The 18,149-nt window shown below is 74.4% G+C and carries 15 protein-coding genes; 10 read left to right on the top strand and 5 right to left on the bottom strand.

All coding sequences use genetic code 11. From position 1 onward, the window contains the following. Positions 1-549 precede the first annotated feature (549 nt). The 4 genes from ACFC1T_RS22860 to ACFC1T_RS22845 form a co-directional block, all read right to left on the bottom strand. Positions 550-891 (bottom strand): glutaredoxin domain-containing protein, encoded by a 342-nt coding sequence (locus ACFC1T_RS22860; protein ID WP_375891346.1) that lies wholly within the window; start codon positions 889-891, stop codon positions 550-552. Then, complete coding sequence (locus ACFC1T_RS22855; RefSeq protein ID WP_375891344.1) at positions 888-2,993, bottom strand: serine/threonine-protein kinase; 2,106 nt, start codon at positions 2,991-2,993, stop codon at positions 888-890. Before ACFC1T_RS22855 ends, ACFC1T_RS22860 begins: the two co-directional genes overlap by 4 nt. 112 nt (positions 2,994-3,105) lie before the next feature. Then, positions 3,106-4,155: an alpha/beta fold hydrolase gene (locus ACFC1T_RS22850; RefSeq protein ID WP_375891343.1), complete on the bottom strand. Its 1,050-nt coding sequence runs from the start codon at positions 4,153-4,155 to the stop codon at positions 3,106-3,108. Between the two features lie 108 nt (positions 4,156-4,263). After that, positions 4,264-5,025: a dienelactone hydrolase family protein gene (locus ACFC1T_RS22845; protein ID WP_375891341.1), complete on the bottom strand. Its 762-nt coding sequence runs from the start codon at positions 5,023-5,025 to the stop codon at positions 4,264-4,266. 119 nt (positions 5,026-5,144) lie between these two features. Here ACFC1T_RS22845 and ACFC1T_RS22840 point away from each other — a divergent pair, with 119 nt between their 5' ends. Further along, entirely contained in the window at positions 5,145-5,489 is a 345-nt protein-coding gene (locus tag ACFC1T_RS22840) for a DUF6191 domain-containing protein (protein ID WP_375891339.1), read from the top strand. A gap of 48 nt (positions 5,490-5,537) precedes the next feature. Here ACFC1T_RS22840 and ACFC1T_RS22835 read toward each other — a convergent pair whose 3' ends face one another. Next, positions 5,538-6,539, bottom strand: a complete 1,002-nt coding sequence (locus ACFC1T_RS22835) for an iron-sulfur protein (protein WP_375891337.1) — start codon at positions 6,537-6,539, stop codon at positions 5,538-5,540. A gap of 232 nt (positions 6,540-6,771) precedes the next feature. Here ACFC1T_RS22835 and ACFC1T_RS22830 point away from each other — a divergent pair, with 232 nt between their 5' ends. From ACFC1T_RS22830 to ACFC1T_RS22790, 9 genes are all read left to right on the top strand, one after another. After that, complete coding sequence (locus ACFC1T_RS22830) at positions 6,772-7,737, top strand: FecCD family ABC transporter permease (protein ID WP_375891472.1); 966 nt, start codon at positions 6,772-6,774, stop codon at positions 7,735-7,737. A gap of 82 nt (positions 7,738-7,819) precedes the next feature. Continuing rightward, positions 7,820-8,854: a FecCD family ABC transporter permease gene (locus ACFC1T_RS22825; protein ID WP_375891335.1), complete on the top strand. Its 1,035-nt coding sequence runs from the start codon at positions 7,820-7,822 to the stop codon at positions 8,852-8,854. Continuing rightward, complete coding sequence (locus ACFC1T_RS22820; protein ID WP_375891334.1) at positions 8,854-9,690, top strand: ABC transporter ATP-binding protein; 837 nt, start codon at positions 8,854-8,856, stop codon at positions 9,688-9,690. Before ACFC1T_RS22825 ends, ACFC1T_RS22820 begins: the two co-directional genes overlap by 1 nt. Positions 9,691-9,763: 73 nt before the next feature. Beyond that, on the top strand, positions 9,764-10,765 hold the full coding sequence (locus ACFC1T_RS22815; protein WP_375891333.1) for an ABC transporter substrate-binding protein: 1,002 nt from the start codon (positions 9,764-9,766) through the stop codon (positions 10,763-10,765). Between the two features lie 140 nt (positions 10,766-10,905). After that, a complete protein-coding gene (locus ACFC1T_RS22810) occupies positions 10,906-12,105 on the top strand; it encodes an acetyl-CoA carboxylase biotin carboxylase subunit family protein (protein ID WP_375891331.1) in 1,200 nt (399 codons plus the stop codon). Beyond that, positions 12,102-13,826, top strand: a complete 1,725-nt coding sequence (locus ACFC1T_RS22805; protein ID WP_375891330.1) for an IucA/IucC family protein — start codon at positions 12,102-12,104, stop codon at positions 13,824-13,826. The genes ACFC1T_RS22810 and ACFC1T_RS22805 overlap by 4 nt, the downstream gene beginning before the upstream one ends. Then, a complete protein-coding gene (locus tag ACFC1T_RS22800) occupies positions 13,823-15,028 on the top strand; it encodes an MFS transporter (RefSeq protein ID WP_375891328.1) in 1,206 nt (401 codons plus the stop codon). Before ACFC1T_RS22805 ends, ACFC1T_RS22800 begins: the two co-directional genes overlap by 4 nt. Further along, positions 15,025-16,803: an IucA/IucC family protein gene (locus ACFC1T_RS22795; RefSeq protein ID WP_375891326.1), complete on the top strand. Its 1,779-nt coding sequence runs from the start codon at positions 15,025-15,027 to the stop codon at positions 16,801-16,803. Before ACFC1T_RS22800 ends, ACFC1T_RS22795 begins: the two co-directional genes overlap by 4 nt. After that, positions 16,800-18,032 carry a type III PLP-dependent enzyme gene (locus ACFC1T_RS22790; RefSeq protein WP_375891325.1) on the top strand — a complete coding sequence of 411 codons (1,233 nt, stop codon included), beginning with the start codon at positions 16,800-16,802 and terminating at the stop codon, positions 18,030-18,032. Before ACFC1T_RS22795 ends, ACFC1T_RS22790 begins: the two co-directional genes overlap by 4 nt. Positions 18,033-18,149 lie beyond the last annotated feature (117 nt).

Here is an 18,149-nt window from a genome sequence, read left to right as displayed (position 1 = left end):
GTGGCCGAGAGCACGGCGACAGCAGCGAGCTTACGCTTCAACGTAAGAGTCCTTCCGGGAAACCGCGTCTGGGCGCGGTCGCACCACGCTCCGGGGGCCGGGGTCGGCACCTGTGGGGCGGAGCGGGCGCTGACGTGCAGGAACCCCGTGCGGTCGAGCGGCTTGCCACCGAGGGGTGGGGGTGGGGGCTACCGCTGGGGGGTGACCAGAAGCATGACAATCCAACAGATGAATTGACAGGTCTGCATCAGTGATTGGCCAGGTCCCGCCAGTTGGTAAAGGGATTCAAAAGGCGGTCAAACCGGGGCAATACGAGCGGCCTTGCAGGGGGCTCCGATCCGAACCAGGCCCGACCGCCTGCGCCGACAGCGGATCGGTCACCGACCACCGGTCGGGGTGTCAATACCGATGACCGGACGATCGGCTTTTACATCCTTGTAGAAGTTTCCATACACACCCTTGACGCCCCATTGGCGAGGTCCCGCCATCGAACGCCCTTGCCCGCCGGGGTGACGGCCTGATAGGACCGGCGCCCCGGTGACCGGCCGCCTACGCGCCGTACTCCCGTGCGGCGGCCAGCAGTTGGCGCAACGAGGGGTTCACCATCGGACGGCCAGCCACCCGCACCGTCGGCACGGTCTCGTTGCCGTCCGCGACCGAGCGCACGTAGGCGGCCGCGTCCGGGTCCTTCCAGATGTTGACCCGGGTGAAGCGGCGGCTGTACCGCAGACGGGTGAAGAGCAGCCCGAACCGCAGCTTCATGCAGTAGGTGCACAAGGGGCGCCAGTAGAGCACCACTTCACCGCTCCCGGTCACCCCGTCCGTCGCCGCACCGTCCGTCGCCGCGCCGCTCGTTGCACCGCTCGCCGCGCCGCTCGTTGCGTCCGTCACTGCAGCCTCCACTCCTGCGCCGTGTTCCCAGGTGTGCACGCGACCATGGTGAGCTCGTTGCCGGGGCCGTTGTCCGTCATGCACGACTGGTTCTGGTAGTCGCCCAACGTGTACGAGCCCGGGGTGCTGCCGTTGCGGACCGTCCACCGGGTCAGGAAGCTGTAGCCGTTGCTCAGCACGACCTTGCCGTCCATGGTCTGGACGAGCTGCGGGCCGCCGTTGTTGCAGGCGTTGAACAGGATCCAGTTGCCCGGGTCGGTGGCGCGCACCCAGCCGTACTGCGAGGCGCCGCCGAGGACGATCGGGTTGTCGCCGTTGAGGTTGTCGCTGCGCATCCCGATCGGGCGGCCGTCCTTGACGCTGACGATGGTGCTCCAGCTGCTGCCCCCGCAGGACGCGGGGCGGCCGGCCGCCGACGGGGCGGGCGGGTTCCCACCCGCCGACGAACCACCCGAACCACCTGAACCTCCCGAACTGCCCGAGCCGCCTGAACCGCCGCCCTGGGAGGCCGGGTTGCCGGGCTTGGACGGCGGCTGGTCCGCCGCCGTCCCCCCGCCGGCGGGCTGGCCGCCCGAAGCCCCGCCGGCGGCCGCGCCGCCACCGGGGTTCGCGCCGCCGCGCCCCTGGGCGGCGCCGCTTCCGCCGCCGCCCTGGGCCGGTACGGGTACGGGCAGTTGGGTGCCGGGCGGCGCCCCGCCGACGGTGGCCTGCTGGTCGGCGCTCGGGGCGGCCGACGGGGTGTCGGTCGGTGACGGCGTGACGGGTCCGGAGGTGGTTGCGGCCGGGGTGGTGGTGGCCGGGGCCGCCGGGACCGTCACCACCACGGTAGGCTGGGCGGCGGGCGGCACGGCCGCGTCGGACCGGCCGGGGCCGCGGTCGACCAGCAGCACCGTCGCCGTGCCCATCGAGATCACGATCGGGACGACCACCGGGAGCAGCAGGGTACGGCGCGAGCGGCGTCGGCCCGGCTCGGTCTCCGCCTGCGGGCCCGTCCGCACCAACTGCTCCGGAGCGGCTGGTGCGGCGCCGACAGCGGCCTTCGCCGGGACGACGGCGGCGCCGCCGCTCGGAGCACCGGTCGGGGAAGCGGGCACGGCACCGGCTTCGGGAACCGCCCCAGGTGCGGCCCCAGGTGCGGCCCCGGGTACGGCCCCGGGTACGGCCCCGGCCCCGACAGCAGCCGCCGCGGCCGTACCACCCGCCGGGGCCGCACCGGCGTCCGCCCGGAGGTCGACCGTCCCGCTGTCCGCCGCCTTCCGGGCCGCCCCCGGCAGCCCGATCGCCACCCGGGCCGCCGCCGCCATCCCGGCCGCGCTCTCGAAGCGGTCCTCGGGCTGCTTGGCCAGCGCGGTGGCGATCAGCGCCCGGACCGCCGCCGGGAAGGTCTCAGGCAACTCCGGTACCGGCTGGTTGACGTGCTTGAGCGCGACCTGCAGCGGCCCCTCGCCCTGGTACGGCACCCGCCCGACGAGCAGCTCGTAGCCGACCACGCCGATCGAGTACAGGTCGGAGGCCGGGCCGGTGGTCTCCCCCGAGGCCTGCTCGGGGGACATGTAGGCCGCAGTGCCGATGACCGCGTACGGCGCGGTGAGCTTGGTGCTGGCGACGGCCCGGGCGATGCCGAAGTCGGTGATCACCACCCCGCCGTCCTCGCGCACCATCAGGTTGGAGGGCTTGAGGTCACGGTGCACGATCCCCCGCCGGTGGGCGGCGTGCAGCGCGTCCAGGGCGTCGGCGAGCAGGCGCAGCGCCCGCTCGGCGCTCATCGGACCGTCGTCCTCGAGCACCCGGTCCAGCGGCCGGCCCTCGATCAGGTCCATCACGATGTAGGCGCAGCGGGCGTCGTCGCCGTCCCCGCCGCTCTCCCCGTAGTCGTGCACGCCCACGATGCCGGGGTGGTCGACCGCGGCGACCAGTTGGGCCTCACGGCGGAACCGCTGGAGGCCGGTGCCGTCCTCGAACAGGTCCGCGCGGAGGATCTTCACGGCGACCGGCCGGGCCAGCACCCCGTCCTCGGCCCGCCAGACCGACCCCATCCCCCCGCCGCCGACCTTCTCGACCAGCGTGTACCGCCCGCCGAGCACGGTGCCCGCGCTACTCATCTCCCCTGCCCCCAGGTGTCATGACCCTCCCCGCCGGGTCGTCGGCACACAGTGTGCCAGAGCGTGCCGCGGGCCCAGCAGCCGCTGTGAGGAGGGGGATTGCCCCGGGAAGTCAGGCCTTCCGGGCGATTCGGACCTGCCGGGACACGGCCCGGACGGCCTCGGCGACCACCCCCGGCCGGTCCTGGTGGACGGCGTGCCCGGCCCCGGGCACCACCAGGTGAACGCCGAGGGCGGCACCGGCCGTGATCCGCGCCTGCGCGGCGGTGAAGCGGGCCCGCAGCCCGCGGGGCAGCCCCAACGTCGCGCTCAGCACGGTGACCGGCACCTCGGGTGACGGCCCGGCGGCCCGGAGACGGCGCAGCTGCCCGGTCGCCCGGTTCGACAGCCGGTTCTCGGCCCGTACGGCCCGCCGCTGGTGGGGGTGGGCGAGGACGGCTGCCTCGGCCCGGTCCGCCGCGTCGCCCGGGCCCGGCGCATCCCCCGGCCCCGGCGCATCCCTCGGCCCCAACGCGGCAGGCACCCGCGCCGCCCGGAGCAGCCCGATCTGCAGCAGCAGCGACTCGATCACGCTGATCGCACGCGGTCGGAAGTCCTCGTGCGCCGGATCGATCAGGACCAGTCCGGCGACCAGCTCCGGCCGCTCCCGGGCCAGGAGTTGAGCCAGTTGCCCGCCCCAGCTGTGCCCGACCAGCACCGCCGGCCCGGCGTCCAGGTGCCGGACCAGCGCGGCCAGGTCCGCGACCTGCGCGGCCAGGGTCGGGGCCGGGGAGCGGTCGGGTTCGCTGGCGCCGAGCCCGGCTCGGTCGTACGCCACGACCCTGGCCCACCCGGCGAGTTCGGGCAGCAGCGGGGCCCAGGTGAGCGAGCTGGTGCCCATCCCGGCGACCAGGACGACCGGCACGACCGGCACGACCGGCGCGACCGGCACACCGCCACCCGGCCCGGAGCCCGACCCTGGACCGCCATCCGGACCGTCGCCCGGCTCCGGCACCGCGCCGGGCCCTGCCTCCAGCCAGCGCAACGCCCGTCCGCCGCGGTCGAGTTCACCCCGCCGCACACCGCCGGGCAGGTGCTCGGCCAGTGCCTCGGCGATGGCCTGCTGAACTCCGGTCAGGGCCGGTGCCCGGCCGGCCTGCACACCCCACCTGCTGGTTGCCACTTCCGCTCCCCCGATCGGCCGTCACGACGGAGCCACCCTACGTCGCTCCGTCCACGACCGGCCGGGGGTGCCTGGGGTGCCTGGGTGCCGGGGCGGCGAACCGGGGCGCTACGCCGGCAGGTTGCGCTTCAACAGGTCGAACAGTGCCGACCAGTGCCGGGCGTCACCGCCCGCGTCGTACCGGGTGGTGTCGGCCTGGGTGTAGCCGTGCCCGGCGCCCTCGTACACCTCCGCCCGGTGGCGGACCCCGACGGTGGTGAGCGCCTCGTCGAGGCGGGCGATCTGCTCGGGCGGCATCGACACGTCCTGGTCGGCGTGGCCGAAGTACAGCTCCGCGGTGATGCGTTCGGCGCGCAGGTGCGGGCTGCCCGGGCGGTCGGTGGCGAGGTGGCCGCCGTGGAAGCCGCCGACGGCGGCGATCCGGTCCGGGTGGCTGACGGCGGCGCTCAGGGCCAGGAAGGCGCCGAGGCAGTAGCCGGTGACGCCGATCGGACCGTCCTGGACCAGCGGGGACTCCTCGAACCAGGCCAGGAAGGCGCCCGCGTCGCGCGCGGCCGTCTCCGGGTCCCTGGCGGCGAGGAGCAGCGGGCCGAGCTGGGCGAAGATCTCGTCGCACTGCTCGATGTCGATCATCTCGGGCAGTTCCACCAGCGGTGCGCGGCCGCTGCGGTAGTACAGGTTGGGGACGAGGACGGTGTACCCGGCCTCGGCGATCCGGTCGGCCATGGCCTTCAGGTGGGGCCGTAGCCCGAAGGCGTCCTGGTAGAGCAGCACGCCGGGGTGGGGCAGGCCGTCATCGGGGTGGGTGAGATAGGCGTCGGCGGCGCCGTCTGCTGCCGGAATGTCCACGAGGGTTCCGCGCACAGTCATGGGTGAGAGCTCTCCTTAGGGTCGCGGGCAGCGTAACCGCTGCGGGCCCGGAACCGGGAACGCTCATGTCGGGACGACACGTTGGGCCTGACATGGGGCTGGTCGTGGGAGTGGCGTGCGTGGCCTTGGCCGCGGTCGGGCTGGTGGTACTGGCGAGTTGGCAGGTGTGGTCCGAGTCCTCGCCGCGCCGTCGTGAGCGCACGCCTGGAGCCGGTGGTGGTGGCGGTGGCGGTGGCGGCGTGCTGGGCGAGATGCACGCGCTGTTCAGTCCGGGCAAGCGGATCCAGGTCGAGCAGCGCCGGGAGGAGACCTCCCGCCGGGACGACACCCTGGCCGGAGCCCCGCCGCACTTCGGGGTCGACCTGGACCGTGGCGTGGCGGTGCTGCGCCGGCCGGACGGCGACGACAGCGCCAACGGCACCAGCAGCAGCGGCACCGGCACCGGCACCGGCACCGAACGTTAGGCCGGGCGCGGGCCGGGCAGGGGCGGGGCGCGTTCCGTGGACCGTCCGTCAGAACCGGCGGATCCGCTCCTCGTCCGTGGTGCGCGGGCAGGTCAGGCAGGCGAGCGCCTCGGGCCCGACGGCGTAGTAGAGGCAGCAGCCGAGCCGGGTGCGGGTGTGGTGGTCCTGGCCGTCCGGGGTGCGCAGCCGGCGGAAGTCGGCGGCTCCGGGCAGCGGCAGGGTGCCGCCGGGCAGCAGGTCCGCGGCGGCGACGACGGCGGCGTCCTCCCCGGCCGTGACACCCCCAGCCGTAGCGCTCCCGGCCGCAGTACCCCCGGCCGCGTCGTCCTGCGCGTCGAGCATCCGGCCGAGGTACCAGACGGCGGAGGCGAGGTCGTCGGTCACCATGCCCCAGAGCGCGCGGTCGCGGCGCCGGGTCGGTCCGGCGAACGCGGCGAGCACCGGTTCGAGGTGGGCCACCACGGCGGCCCGTAGTTCGGCGCGCAGTTCGTCGTCGCCGGGGAGGGTGACGTGCCCGCGCGGGCGCAGGGCGAGGTCGCCGGTCGGGGCGTGCAGCCAGAGGTCGGCGGGGTCGACGGCGGGGACGCGCCGGGCGAGGTGCCAGGGGCCGGCGACGAGCAGGCAGACGGACCAGGCGTAGTGGTGGAGCAACCGGGAGGCGGTGACGTGCGGGCGGGGCGCGCGGCCGTGTTCGGCGGCGATCCGCTCCTCCGCCCCGGCCAGGACGGCGGCCAGGGCCCGTTCGTCGGCGGCGAGTCGGGCGCCCGAGTACCAGCCGTCGACGGCCGAGGGGTCGGGTTCGGCGGGGTCGAGCAGGTGCAGCCGGAGCGCGGGGCAGAGGTCGCGCAGCCGCCGGTAGTCGCCGGTGAGGGCGGCCAGGGCGGTCGGGTCGGCCAGCTCCGTCCGGTCCGTCCGGTCAGTCCGGTCAGTCCGGTCGGTCCGGTCGGCCAGGCCGCTCAGGGCGGTCGACCGGTCCCCGGGACGAACGGGCCGGGAGTCGACCGGCCGGGAGCAGGCGGGTGCGACGGGCAGGGGTGTTCCGGGGACCATCGGCACTCCCGAGTTCGACTCCGAGTGATCGTTAAGGTGAGGCTCACCTTACAATGCCTCAAAGGGTGCACCGACCACCGAGCTGCGCACCCCGGTGTGATGTACGACCATCGGTACGATCTTGACGAATTTAGGCAAACCTAACCTAAGATGTCGACTCGTGCTGAGAACCGACCCACCCGCCACCACAGCCCCGGCGACGCCCCGTCCCGCGGCGGCGCTCCAGCGGCCGCTGCTGCTGGTCGCCGGTGTGGCCGCACTCGTGCTGTGCGCCGCCCTGAGCCTCGCGCTGGGCTCCCGCGCCATCCCGCTGTCCACCGTCGTCGACGCCCTCACCGGTGCCGCCCACGGCGGGGACGCCGACGTGGTGACGGGCCTTCGGGTCCCGCGCACGCTCATCGGCCTGGCCGTCGGAGCCGCGCTCGGCGTCGCCGGGGCGGTCGCCCAGGGCGTCACCCGCAACCCGCTGGCCTCCCCGGTCACCCTCGGCATCAACGCCGGCGCGAGCCTCGCCGTGGTCGCCGCGATCTACGCGCTGGACCTCTCCCGCCCCTCCCAGTACGTCTGGTTCGCCTTCGCCGGGGCGGCCGTCGCCGCCGTCTCCGCCTACGGCATGTCCCGGCGCGGCGGGGACCTCGACCCGATCCGGCTCGCGCTCGGCGGCACCGTGCTCACCGTGGTGCTCACCTCCTGGACCTCGGCGCTGATGCTGGCCAGTCACCGCACCCTGGACGAGGCCCGGTTCTGGCTGGCCGGCTCGATCGCCGGACGCCACCTGGACACCCTCACCCCGGTGCTGCCGTTCCTGGCGCTCGGTCTGGTGGCCGCCTTCGCGATCTCCCCCGCGCTCAACGCGCTGGCCCTGGGCGACGAGACCGCCCAGGCACTGGGCGTGCCGGTGGCCCGGATCCGGGTGGTCGGCGGACTCGCCGTCGTCCTGCTCGCGGGCAGTGCGGTCGCCGTCTCCGGACCGGTGGCGTTCATCGGACTGGCCGCGCCGCACCTGGTCCGCGCCCTGCTCGGCAACGACCACCGCTGGCTGCTGCCCGGCTGCCTGATCACCGGCCCGCTGCTGCTGCTCGCCGCCGACGTGCTCGGCCGGCTCGTCGTGCAGCCCTCCGAGATCGAGGTCGGCATCGTCACCGCCTTCCTCGGCGCGCCGCTGCTCGCGGTGCTGGCCCGGAAGGTGGCCAAGTGAACGACCGGAACCAGCGAACCGTCAAGAGGTGCACCGTGCGTGGCGTGAGCGGGACGACCGCCGGCCGGAACGGGGTGGGCGCATGAGCCCGCTCGCCGTCCCGATGGGCGCGATCGCGCGCCGCCGGGCCCGTACCGCCGCCTGGTCGCTGCTGGCCGTCGCCCTGCTGGTGGTACTCACCGGCATCGCGCTCGGCACCGGCCAGGTGAACATCTCCGCCTGGGACGCGCTGCGCGCCCTGTTCGGCCAGGGCCAGTCCGGCGACGTGCTGGTGGTGCAGCAGTTCCGGGCGCCGCGCGTGGTGTCCGCGCTGATCGCGGGGGCCGGGCTGGCGATGGCCGGCTCGATGCTGCAGCGGCTGTTCCGCAACCCGCTGGCCGCCCCCGACACCATCGGCATCACCGGCGGCGCCTCCTTCGGCGCGGTGCTGATGCTCGCCACCGGCGCCTCCCAGCAGCTGATCCCGCTGGCCGCGGTCGGCGGAGGGCTGCTCGCCGCGCTGCTGCTCGGCGGCCTGGCCTGGCGCTCCAGGATGGCCGTGACCCGGCTGGTGCTGGTCGGCCTGGCGGTCCAGCAGGGCCTGGCCGCCGCCGTGAACCTGATGATCGTACGGTTCCCGGCCGAACTGGCCTCCTCCGCCATGCAGTGGACCACCGGCTCGCTGTACGGGCGCAACTGGACCGAGGTGTGGATCGGCGGCACCGCCATCGCCCTCACCGCCGGGGCCCTCGTGCTCTGCCAGCGGCGGGTCGCCGTCCTCGACCTCGGCGACGACTCGGCCGGCGGCCTCGGCCTCGACCCCGCCCGGGACCGGCTCTGGCTGCTGCTGCTCACCATCACCCTCGCCTCGCTGGCCGCCGCCCTCACCGGACCGGTCGCCTTCGTCGCCCTCGCCGTCCCCCACCTGGTCCGGCTGCTCGCCGGGCCGCCCACCCCCGGCACCCTCGGCCTCACCGCGCTCACCGGCGCCGTGCTGCTGCTCGCGGCCGACCTCCTCGTGCTGCACGTGATCCCCGTCCACGGCCTGCCGGTCGGTGCCGTCACCGCCACCCTCGGCGCGCCCTGGCTCCTGGTGCTGATGATCCGCCAGGGCCGGCTTCCCCAGAGGAGCAGCTGATGACCTCCCTCCCGGCCCCCACGACCGCCAACCGGCTCGCCGCCCACGGCCTCGGACTGCGCTACGGCGACCGGACCATCGTCGACGGCCTCGACCTCGAACTCCCCGGCGGCGCCGTCACCGCGATCGTCGGACCGAACGCCTGCGGCAAGTCGACCCTGCTGCGCGGCCTCGTCCGGCTGCTCGACCCGGCCGCCGGCACGGTCACCCTCGACGGCGCCGACATCCACCGGATGCCCGCCCGCACCCTCGCCAAGCGGATGGGCCTGCTGCCGCAGCAGCCCGTCACGCCGGAGGCGGTCACCGTCGAGGCGCTGGTCCGGCTCGGACGCTACCCGCACCAGCGGATGCTCAGCCCGTGGTCCAAGGCCGACCAGGCCGCGGTCGAGGAGGCGCTGGAGCGCACCGGGACCGCCGAACTGCGCGACCGGCAGGTCGACCGGCTCTCCGGGGGGCAGCGCCAGCGGGTCTGGATCGCGCTCGCGCTCGCCCAGGAGACCGACCTGCTGCTGCTCGACGAGCCGACCACCTTCCTCGACCTGCGGCACCAGCTCGACGTGCTCGACCTGGTCGCCGACCTGCACATCGAGGCCGGACGCACCGTCGTCATGGTGCTGCACGACCTCGGGCAGGCCGCGCGGTACGCCGACCACCTGGTGGTGCTCAAGGACGGGCGGCTCGCCGCGGCCGGTCCGCCCGCCGAGGTCCTGACGGCCGAACTGGTCGAGGCCGTCTTCGGCGTGCCGTGCCGGGTGGTGCCCGACCCGGAGACCGGCACTCCGCTGGTCGTGCCGCGGGCCCGGGTGCGCACTGCCGCCGCGTCGGCCACCGTCTGACCTCCTCCCGCCTCCTCCTCCCGTCCCCCCCTTCTCTTCCGCCTCCCCGTTCGACCCGATCCAAGGAACTCCGATGAACCGCCGACTCCCCGTCGCCGTCCTCGCCGTCACGCTGTCCGCCACGCTCCTCGCCGCCTGCGGCAGCAACGGGGACGGCGCCAAGTCCGGCGGTGACTCCGGCTCCTCCGCCGCCGCCTCGGCCGGCACCGCCGCCGGCTTCCCGCGCTCCGTCAAGCACGCCGCCGGGACCGCCCAGATCAAGTCCCAGCCCAAGCGTGTCGTGGTGCTGGACAGCGGTGAGCTGGACGACGTCACGCTGCTCGGCATCACGCCGGTCGGCGCGGTGTCCCCGCACATGAAGACCGAGGGCGGGTTCCCGAACTACCTCAAGGACAAGATCAAGGACACCAAGGACGTCGGCCCGATGAACGAGCCGAACCTGGAGCTGATCGCCTCCCTCAAGCCCGACCTGATCCTCTCCTCCAAGGTCCGGCACGCCAAGGTGTACGACCAGCTGAACGCGATCGCGCCGACCGTGCTGGCCGAGACCACCGGCTTCCCGTGGAAGGAGAACCTGGCGCTGTACGCCCAGGCCCTCGGCAAGGAGGACGAGGCGAAGAAGGCGCTGGCCGACTACGAGGAGCGGGCGCACAAGCTGGGCGAGGCGATCAAGGCCAAGTACAACGGGACGATGCCGACCGCCTCGGTGGTCCGCTTCGTGGCCGGCCCGACCCGCCTGTACGCGAAGGCCTCGTACAGCGGCGTGGTGCTCAAGGACGTCGGCCTGACCCGCCCGGCCCCGCAGGACGTGGACAAGAACATCATCGAGGTCAGCGCCGAGCAGGTCAGCCAGGCCGACGCCGACCTGGTGTTCGTCACCACTGCTGACGACCCGTCCAAGACCAAGGAGAGCGAGGTCCAGCAGACCCCGGTCTGGCAGGGCCTGAACGCCGTCAAGAACAACAAGGTCTTCACCGTGCCGGACGAGACCTGGATGTCCGGCATCGGTGTCCAGGCCGCGGACGCGATGCTCGTCGACATCGCCAAGGCGGCGGGCGTGGACGCGCCCAAGTAGTCGTCGCGCCACAACGAACAGCTGACGGCGAACAGATTTCAGAATTCAACTTTCAGACGACAGATAACAGATAACAGATTTTGAACTCTGTCATCTGTTCGCCGTCCTTCGTCCGCCCCCACGCCCCGAGGACCATCCCCATGCGGCTCTACCTGCTCGCCCTCAACCCCACCGACTCGGTCACCCGCGGCTTCCTGCCCGCCGCCGCCCGGCTCGGACTCGACGTCACCGTCCTCACCGACCACGTCGAGGCCCACCAACGCGCGTACGCCAGAGCGGAGTTCGCCTGCGAGGTGGTGGAGTGCGACGTCCAGGACTTCCGCGAGGTCATCGGCCTGATATCCCAGCACCACACCCCGGCCGCGGTGTTCAGCAACAGCGACCACCTGCAGACCCAGACCGCCCTGGTCGCCGAGTACTTCGGCCTGGCCGGCAAGGACTGGAAGGCCGCCCTGCGGGCCAAGAACAAGGGCGAGCTGCGCCGCCACCTCGCCGAGCGCGGCCTGGACGCGGTGGAGTCCGCCGAGGTGGCGCCCGGGCAGGACCCGAGCGGCCTCACCCCCTCGTTCCCGTGCATCGTCAAGCCGCGCGAGGGCGTCGCCAGCGAGGACGTCACCCTGGTCGCCGACACCGCCGAACTCGCCCTGCGGGTCAAGGAGATCCAGCAGCGCCGCCCCGGCGCCACCCTGGTGGTCGAGGAATTCCTGGCCGGCGAGCTGTGCACCCTGGAGACCCTGGGCGACGGCCGGACCAGGCGCGTCCTCGGCGGCTTCCGCACCCGGCTCTCCCCGCCGCCGGACTTCATCGAAGAGGTGCTGACCTTCACCCCGGCGCACCCCCACCCGGTGGTCGAGCAGGTGCTCGCCCAGCTCGACGCCCTCGGGGTCGGGCTCGGCGCCTGCCACACCGAGTTCGTCCTCCAGCCGGACGGCCGCGCCCGCATCATCGAGGTCAACTACCGCGCCATCGGCGACCAGTGCGACCTGATGCTCGCCGAGATCCTCGGGATCCCCTACTTCGAGCTGGTGCTGCGCGCCCACCTCGGCGAGGAGCTGCCCGCCGACCTGGGCGCCCGCGGTGACCGGCGGGCCCGCCACGAGCGGGTCTGCGCCGAGCAGCCCGGCACCCTGACCGCCGCCCCCGAGCCGCACTTCGAGCGACGGGCCGACGGGGTCACGCTGTCCTACCTGCCGGTGCGCGAGCTCGGCGCCCGGCACGAGCTCTACCGCACCAACCGCGACTACCTGGGCATCGTCTGGGCGGTCGGTCCGGACCAGGACGCGGTGGACGGCGCGGTCGCGGAGTTCATCGCCGCCAACCGCTGGGAGATCACCTCATGAACCCGGCCGATCATCCCGCCCCCACCGCAACGACCCCCGCCGCTTCGACCCCGGCCGAGCAGCTCACCCTGCGGGTGCTGTCCGCCCTGCTGCGGGAGGACGTGCTCGGCCTGCGCACCCGGGGCACCCTGGAGCAGCGCCCCGACGGACCCTGGCTGAGCGACGGCTCGCTCGCCCTGCCGGTCGCACCCGACGGCTTCCAGGCCGACCACGCCGCCCGGCTGCCGGAGCTTGAGGTCGACGGCGCCCGGCTCACCGAACTGACCGCCGTCCTGGCCCTGCTGGCGGAGCGGGCCGATCCGCTGGACCGCCCCGGCCACCTGGCCTTCGCCGAGGAGTGCCGGCAGACCCTCGCCACCATGGAGCTGCACGACCGGGTGCGGCCCGAGGTGCACGCCGAACTCGCCGAGCGCTACGGCAAGGACGTGGCGGACTGGGCCGGCCCGCGCGCCGCGCTCGGCTTCGAGGCCCTCGCCGCCTTCCTGGACCACCCGGTCTACCCGACCGCGCGGGGCCGCTCCGGCCTGAGCAGGGCCCAACTGCGTTCCTACGCGCCGGAGTTCCACCCGAGCTTCGAGCTGCGCTGGCTCGCCGTCCCGGCCGGCCGGCTGACCGTGCACGGCGACGGTCCGTTGCCCGCCTGGTGGCCGAGCGCCGAACAGCTTGGCGTACCGGGCGAGTTCGCCACCGTTCCGGTCCATCCGCTCACCTCGGACGAGGACTTCACCCGGATCGTGCCGGGCGCGGTGCTCGCCCCCGAGCCGTACCTCGAAGTGCTCCCCACGCTGTCCATGCGCACCGTCGCCGTGGCCGCCGACCCGTCCTGCCACCTCAAACTGCCGCTCGCCACCGCCACCCTGGGCCTGCGCAACCGCCGCACCATCAAGCCGGTCACCCTGGTCAACGGCGCGGTCGGACAGCGCCTGGTGGAGGCCGTGGCCGCCCGCGAACCGCGCTTCGCCGGGCGGATCCTGCACGCCGACGAACAGCACTACGCCCACGCCGAGGACGAGCTGCTGGCCGTCCTGCTGCGCCGCTACCCGGACGGCCTGGACGACGCCGTCAACGTCCCGCTGGCCGCCCTGCTCGCCGAGGCGCCCGACGGCCGGCTGGTGATCGACCACCTGGCCGACCGCTTCCACCACGGCTCCGTCCCCGCGCTGTACGAGGAGTTGCTGCGACTGCTGGTCGACTGGCAGACCACCCTGTTCGGCCACGGCATCGCCCTGGAGTCGCACCAGCAGAACACCTCGCTGGTCCTCGACGGCACCGGCCTGCGGCTGCTCTACAAGGACAACGACGGCCCCCGGGTCAACACCACTCGGGCGGGCCGCTCCCCGGTCCGCGAACTGGCCGCCCTGGTGGCCGAGTTCCGTGATCCGCGAATCCTCGGCGAGCAGGACCGCGCACTCACCGACCTGTTCACCACCATCACCGGCCACCTGTGCACCGCCTCGCTCGCCTTCGGCCTGGCCGCGCACGGCCGGGTGCCGCTGGCGCGGAGCCTGGAGCTGCTGCGCACCGTCCTCGGCGAGGCGGTCGACCGGCTGGGACCGGCCGGGCAACCGCTGCGCACCGACCTGCTGGACGCCGAACGGCTGCCGGTCAAGGCCATGGTGAGCGCCGGGTCGCTGCTCAGCAAGGAGCGCAGCGGCGCCGCGGACATCAACAAGCACTACACCGACGGCCCCAACTACCTCCTGTCCGGGGACCGTTCGTGACGACCGTCGAACCCCTGTCGCGGCCGACCGAGGCCGCGGGGCTGGACCGGCGCCAGGTGCACGCGGTGGCGGCCTGCTACTTCGTCGCCTCCTTCGCCGCCCTCGGTCTGCCGCCGTACCTCACCGAGATCCTCCCCACCCTCGGGGACCACAGCGGCCACTGGGCCGGTCTGCTGTACGTCGTGCCGACCGTCTTCACCGCCCTCGGCGCCCCGCTGTGGGGCCGGCTGGCCGACCGCTTCGGCCAGAAGCGGCTGCTGTTGCGCGCCCAACTCGGCCTCGCCGTCTCCTTCCTGCTCGCCGGAGCCGCCGACAGCCTGCCGGCGTTCACCGCCGCGCTGGTGCTCCAGGGCCTCCTCGGCGGCACCTTCTCCGCCACCAACGGCTACCTCGCCGCGGCCCTGGACGGCTCCCGGCTGTCCAAGGCGCTGACCCTGATGCAGGGCAGTGCCCGGGCCGCCCTGGTGGCGGCGCCGATCCTGGTGGGCGCACTGTCGCCGTGGATCGACCCGCACCGGCAGTACCTGGTGATGGCGGTGCTGCCGCTGACCGCCGCGGCACTGCTCAACTCCCTGCCGGAGCCGGTCCGTCCGACCGTCGCGCCGGCGGGCCGCGCCGCCGCCGCGACCACCGCGACCGGCCCGGCCGACCCGCCCGGCTCCCTCCGGCTGCTCTACGCCTTCGAGTTCGCCTTCGTCTTCGCCACCATCATCTCCTTCCCATACCTGATCACCCTGGTCCAGCAGCGGCTGCCGGGGGCCGGCGGCACCGTCGCGGGCCTGCTGTTCGCGCTGCCGCACCTGGTCTACCTGGTCGCTGCCGGCCGGGTGCACGCCGCCGTCGAGGCGCGCCCGCGCAGCGGACTGGCCCTGGGCTTCGCCCTGGTGGCCGTCGGACTGGCCGGCCACGCCCCGGCCCACTCACTGCTCACCTTCGCCCTCACCCGGGCCGCGCTCGGACTCGGCATGACCTTCGGCCTGGTCTGCCTCGCCGTCCTCGCCGCCGAAGCCGCCCGCGGCCGCGCGCCGGGCCGGATGTTCGGCACCCGCGAAACCGTCTCCAAGTGCGGTGCCGTCGCCGCCGGACTGGCCGCCGCGCTCGCCAACGGCAGCGGCGGACCGGCCGCCCCGGTCGTCACCGGCACCGTCGCCGCACTGGCCGCCGCCCTGCTCGCCCTCCTGACCCGTAGGAGCCCCCGATGACCGCCCGGCCCACCACCCTCCCTGCCACCCTCCCCGCCGCGCCGTCGACCACGCCGTCGGCCACGGACCCCGCCGAACTGCCCGGCGCGGACGCGGCGGTGGCGCACACCCTGCTCAACTGCCTGCTGCGCGAGGTGTCCGCCCCCGAGCACCAGACGGCCGTCGACGACGGGCACCTGCTGCTGCGCCTGCCCCGCCGCGGCACCCTGCTGCGGGTCGCCCTGCGCCGCACCTCGCTGCTCGGGGCGCACCGGTTCACCGGCCCCGTGCACGAGGAAACCCCCGAAGGGTGGCGCGAGTTGGGCTGGCGCGAGCTCGCCGGGTACGCCCAGGAGGAGCTGGAACTGCGCACCGGCACGGTGAACGAGGAGTTCCTCGACCAGGTGGCCTCCAGCCACCAGGGCGTCGGCGCGGGCCTGGCCGACCGGCCGGCCGCCGGGGCGGACCGCTACCTGGAGTCCGAGCAGGCCCTGCTGTTCGGCCACCGCTTCCACCCGGCCCCCAAGTCCCGCTCCGCCGCCCGGGGCGACTGGCGCCACTACGCGCCCGAGTCCCGCGCGGCCTTCCCGCTGCGCCACCTGGCCGTGCGCGCCGAGCTGCTGGCCGAGGAGTCCCTGGACCGGGACGCGAGCGCCGTCCTGGACGGCCTCGGTGAGGTGCCGGACGGCTACCGGCTGCTGCCCGCCCACCCCTGGCAGTACCAACTCATCGGCGACCACCCGCTGTTGCGCGCCGCCCTGGCCCGCGGCGACGTCCTGGACCTCGGCCCGCGCGGCGAGCACTTCGCCGCCACCGCCTCGGTGCGCACCCTGTACGGCGCGGACGCCTTCCTCAAGTTCAGCCTCAACGTCCGCATCACCAACTGCCTGCGCAAGAACGCCGCCTACGAGCTCACCGGCGCCGTCCGGCTCACCCGCCTGCTGGACCCGGTGCTGACCGACCTGGCCGGGCGCTTCCCGGACGCGGCGATGCTGCGCGAACCCGCCTTCCGCACCCTCGCCCTCCCCGGCGCCGACGGCCACCCCGACCGGGCCCTGTTCGAGGGCTTCGGCCTGATCCTGCGCGAGGGCTTCGGCGGCCTGCTGCGGCCCGGCGTCACCCCGCTGCTCGCCGGCGCCGTCGCCGACGAGCACCCGACCAGCTCGGCCCACATCTCCCGGCTGCTGGAGGGGAGTTCGGGCGGGGCGGCCGCGCTCGACTGGTGGCGCGACTACCTGCGACTGCTCCTCCCGCCGGTACTGGCGGCCTACTTCGACCACGGCGTGGTGCTGGAGCCGCACCTGCAGAACGTGCTCATCGGCGTGGACGCGGACGGCCGGCCGGCCCAGGTGCTCTTCCGCGACCTGGAGGGCACCAAGCTCGTCCCCGAGCAGAACGCCGAACTGCTGGCCGCGCTGCCGCCCGAGGTGGCCGGCCCGATGACCTACGACGCCGAACGCGGCTGGGACCGGGTGGTCTACTGCCTGCTGGTCAACCACGTCGCCGAACTGCTCGCCGCCCTCGCCGACCGCCACCCCGAGCTGGAGGGCGCGCTCTGGCAGGCCGTCCGGGACTCCCTGGAGGAGTACGCGGCCGCCCACGGCCGCCCGCCGCGGCTGCGGGCCCTGCTGGCCGGTGTCCCGCTGCCCGCCAAGGCCAACCTGCTCACCCGCTGGGAGCGCAAGGCCGACCGGGAGGCCGGGTACGTCCGGCTGCCCTCCCCGCTGGCCGGCTCAGTGCTCGCCGAGGCCGCCCGCATGACCGCCCACCTTCCGACCGGGAGCGCTGTCCGATGAGCCACACCCCGACCACCGGCGCCCCGGTGAGCGACGCCGTCCACCGCCACGTCGCCTCCCTCGCGCCCGACCAACTGCCCGCCTACGTCTACGACCTGGCCGTACTGCGGGAGCACGCCGCCGCCGTCCGGGCCGCACTGCCCGAGCGGGTCGAGCTGTACTACGCCGCCAAGGCCAACCCGGACGCGCCGCTGCTGACCGCGCTGCGCGCCGCCGTCGACGGCTACGAGGTCTCCAGCGGCGGGGAGCTGGCGCACGTACGGGCCGCCGTCCCGGACGCACCGCTGGCCTTCGGCGGGCCGGGCAAGACCCCCGCCGAGATCCTCGCGGCGGTGGACGCCGGAGTGCACCGCTGGCACGTCGAGAGCGAGCAGGAACTGCACCGGCTCGCCGCCGTCCTGGCGGAGCGCCCGGCGGCCGTCGTGGACGTCCTGCTGCGGGTGAACCTGCCGGTGGTCACCGACGCCCTGGACGCGGTGCCGCTGGCGATGGGTGGACGGCCGACCCCGTTCGGGCTCGACCCCGACCAGGCCGAGGAGTGCGCCCGACTGCTCACCGACGGCGGCCCGCTCGGGCGCCGGCTGCGGCTGCGCGGGGTGCACGCCCACCTGGCCAGCGGGCTGGCGGCGGACGAGCAGCTGGCGGTCGCCGGGCAGATCGTCACCTGGTCGGCCGAACTGGCCGAGCGGCACGGCTTCCCGCTCGCCGAGGTCAACGTCGGCGGCGGGATGGCGGTGGACTACGACGACCCGGCACGGCGCTTCGACTGGACGGCCTTCGGCGAGGGCCTGGCCAAGGTGCTCGACGCCCACCCCGGGCTGACCCTGCGGATCGAGCCCGGGCGGGCGCTGACCGCCTACTGCGGCTGGTACGCGACCGAGGTGCTGGACGTGAAGCGCAGCCACGGCGAGGACTTCGCAGTGGTCCGCGGCGGCACCCACCACCTGCGCACCCCGGCCACCCGCGGGCACTCCCAGCCCTTCACGGTGCTCCCGGTGGACGCCTGGCCGCACCCCTGGCCGCGCCCCGCCGTCACCACCGGCCGGGCCACCCTGGCCGGGCAGCTGTGCACCCCGAAGGACGTCCTGGCCCGGGCGGCGGACGGCGCGGCGGGCCTGCGGACGGCGGACCGGGTGCTGTTCGCGATGGCGGGCGCGTACGGGTGGAACATCTCGCACCACGAGTTCCTGATGCACCCGCGGCCCGGGTTCCACTACCTGGGCGACTGACCCGCAGCCGGTCGCCGGTGGCCGGTGGGCTGCCAGCTGCCGGCAGCCAACCGGCGACCGAAGCCGAACCGCCGGGGAACCGGCGGACAACCAACGGATAACAGATGACAGATTTCG

This window comes from Kitasatospora sp. NPDC056076 (genome assembly GCF_042266305.1).
Classification (GTDB): domain Bacteria; phylum Actinomycetota; class Actinomycetes; order Streptomycetales; family Streptomycetaceae; genus Kitasatospora.
Note: the sequence above shows the minus strand (reverse complement) of the source record. Positions and strands in the feature narration are given on the sequence as shown.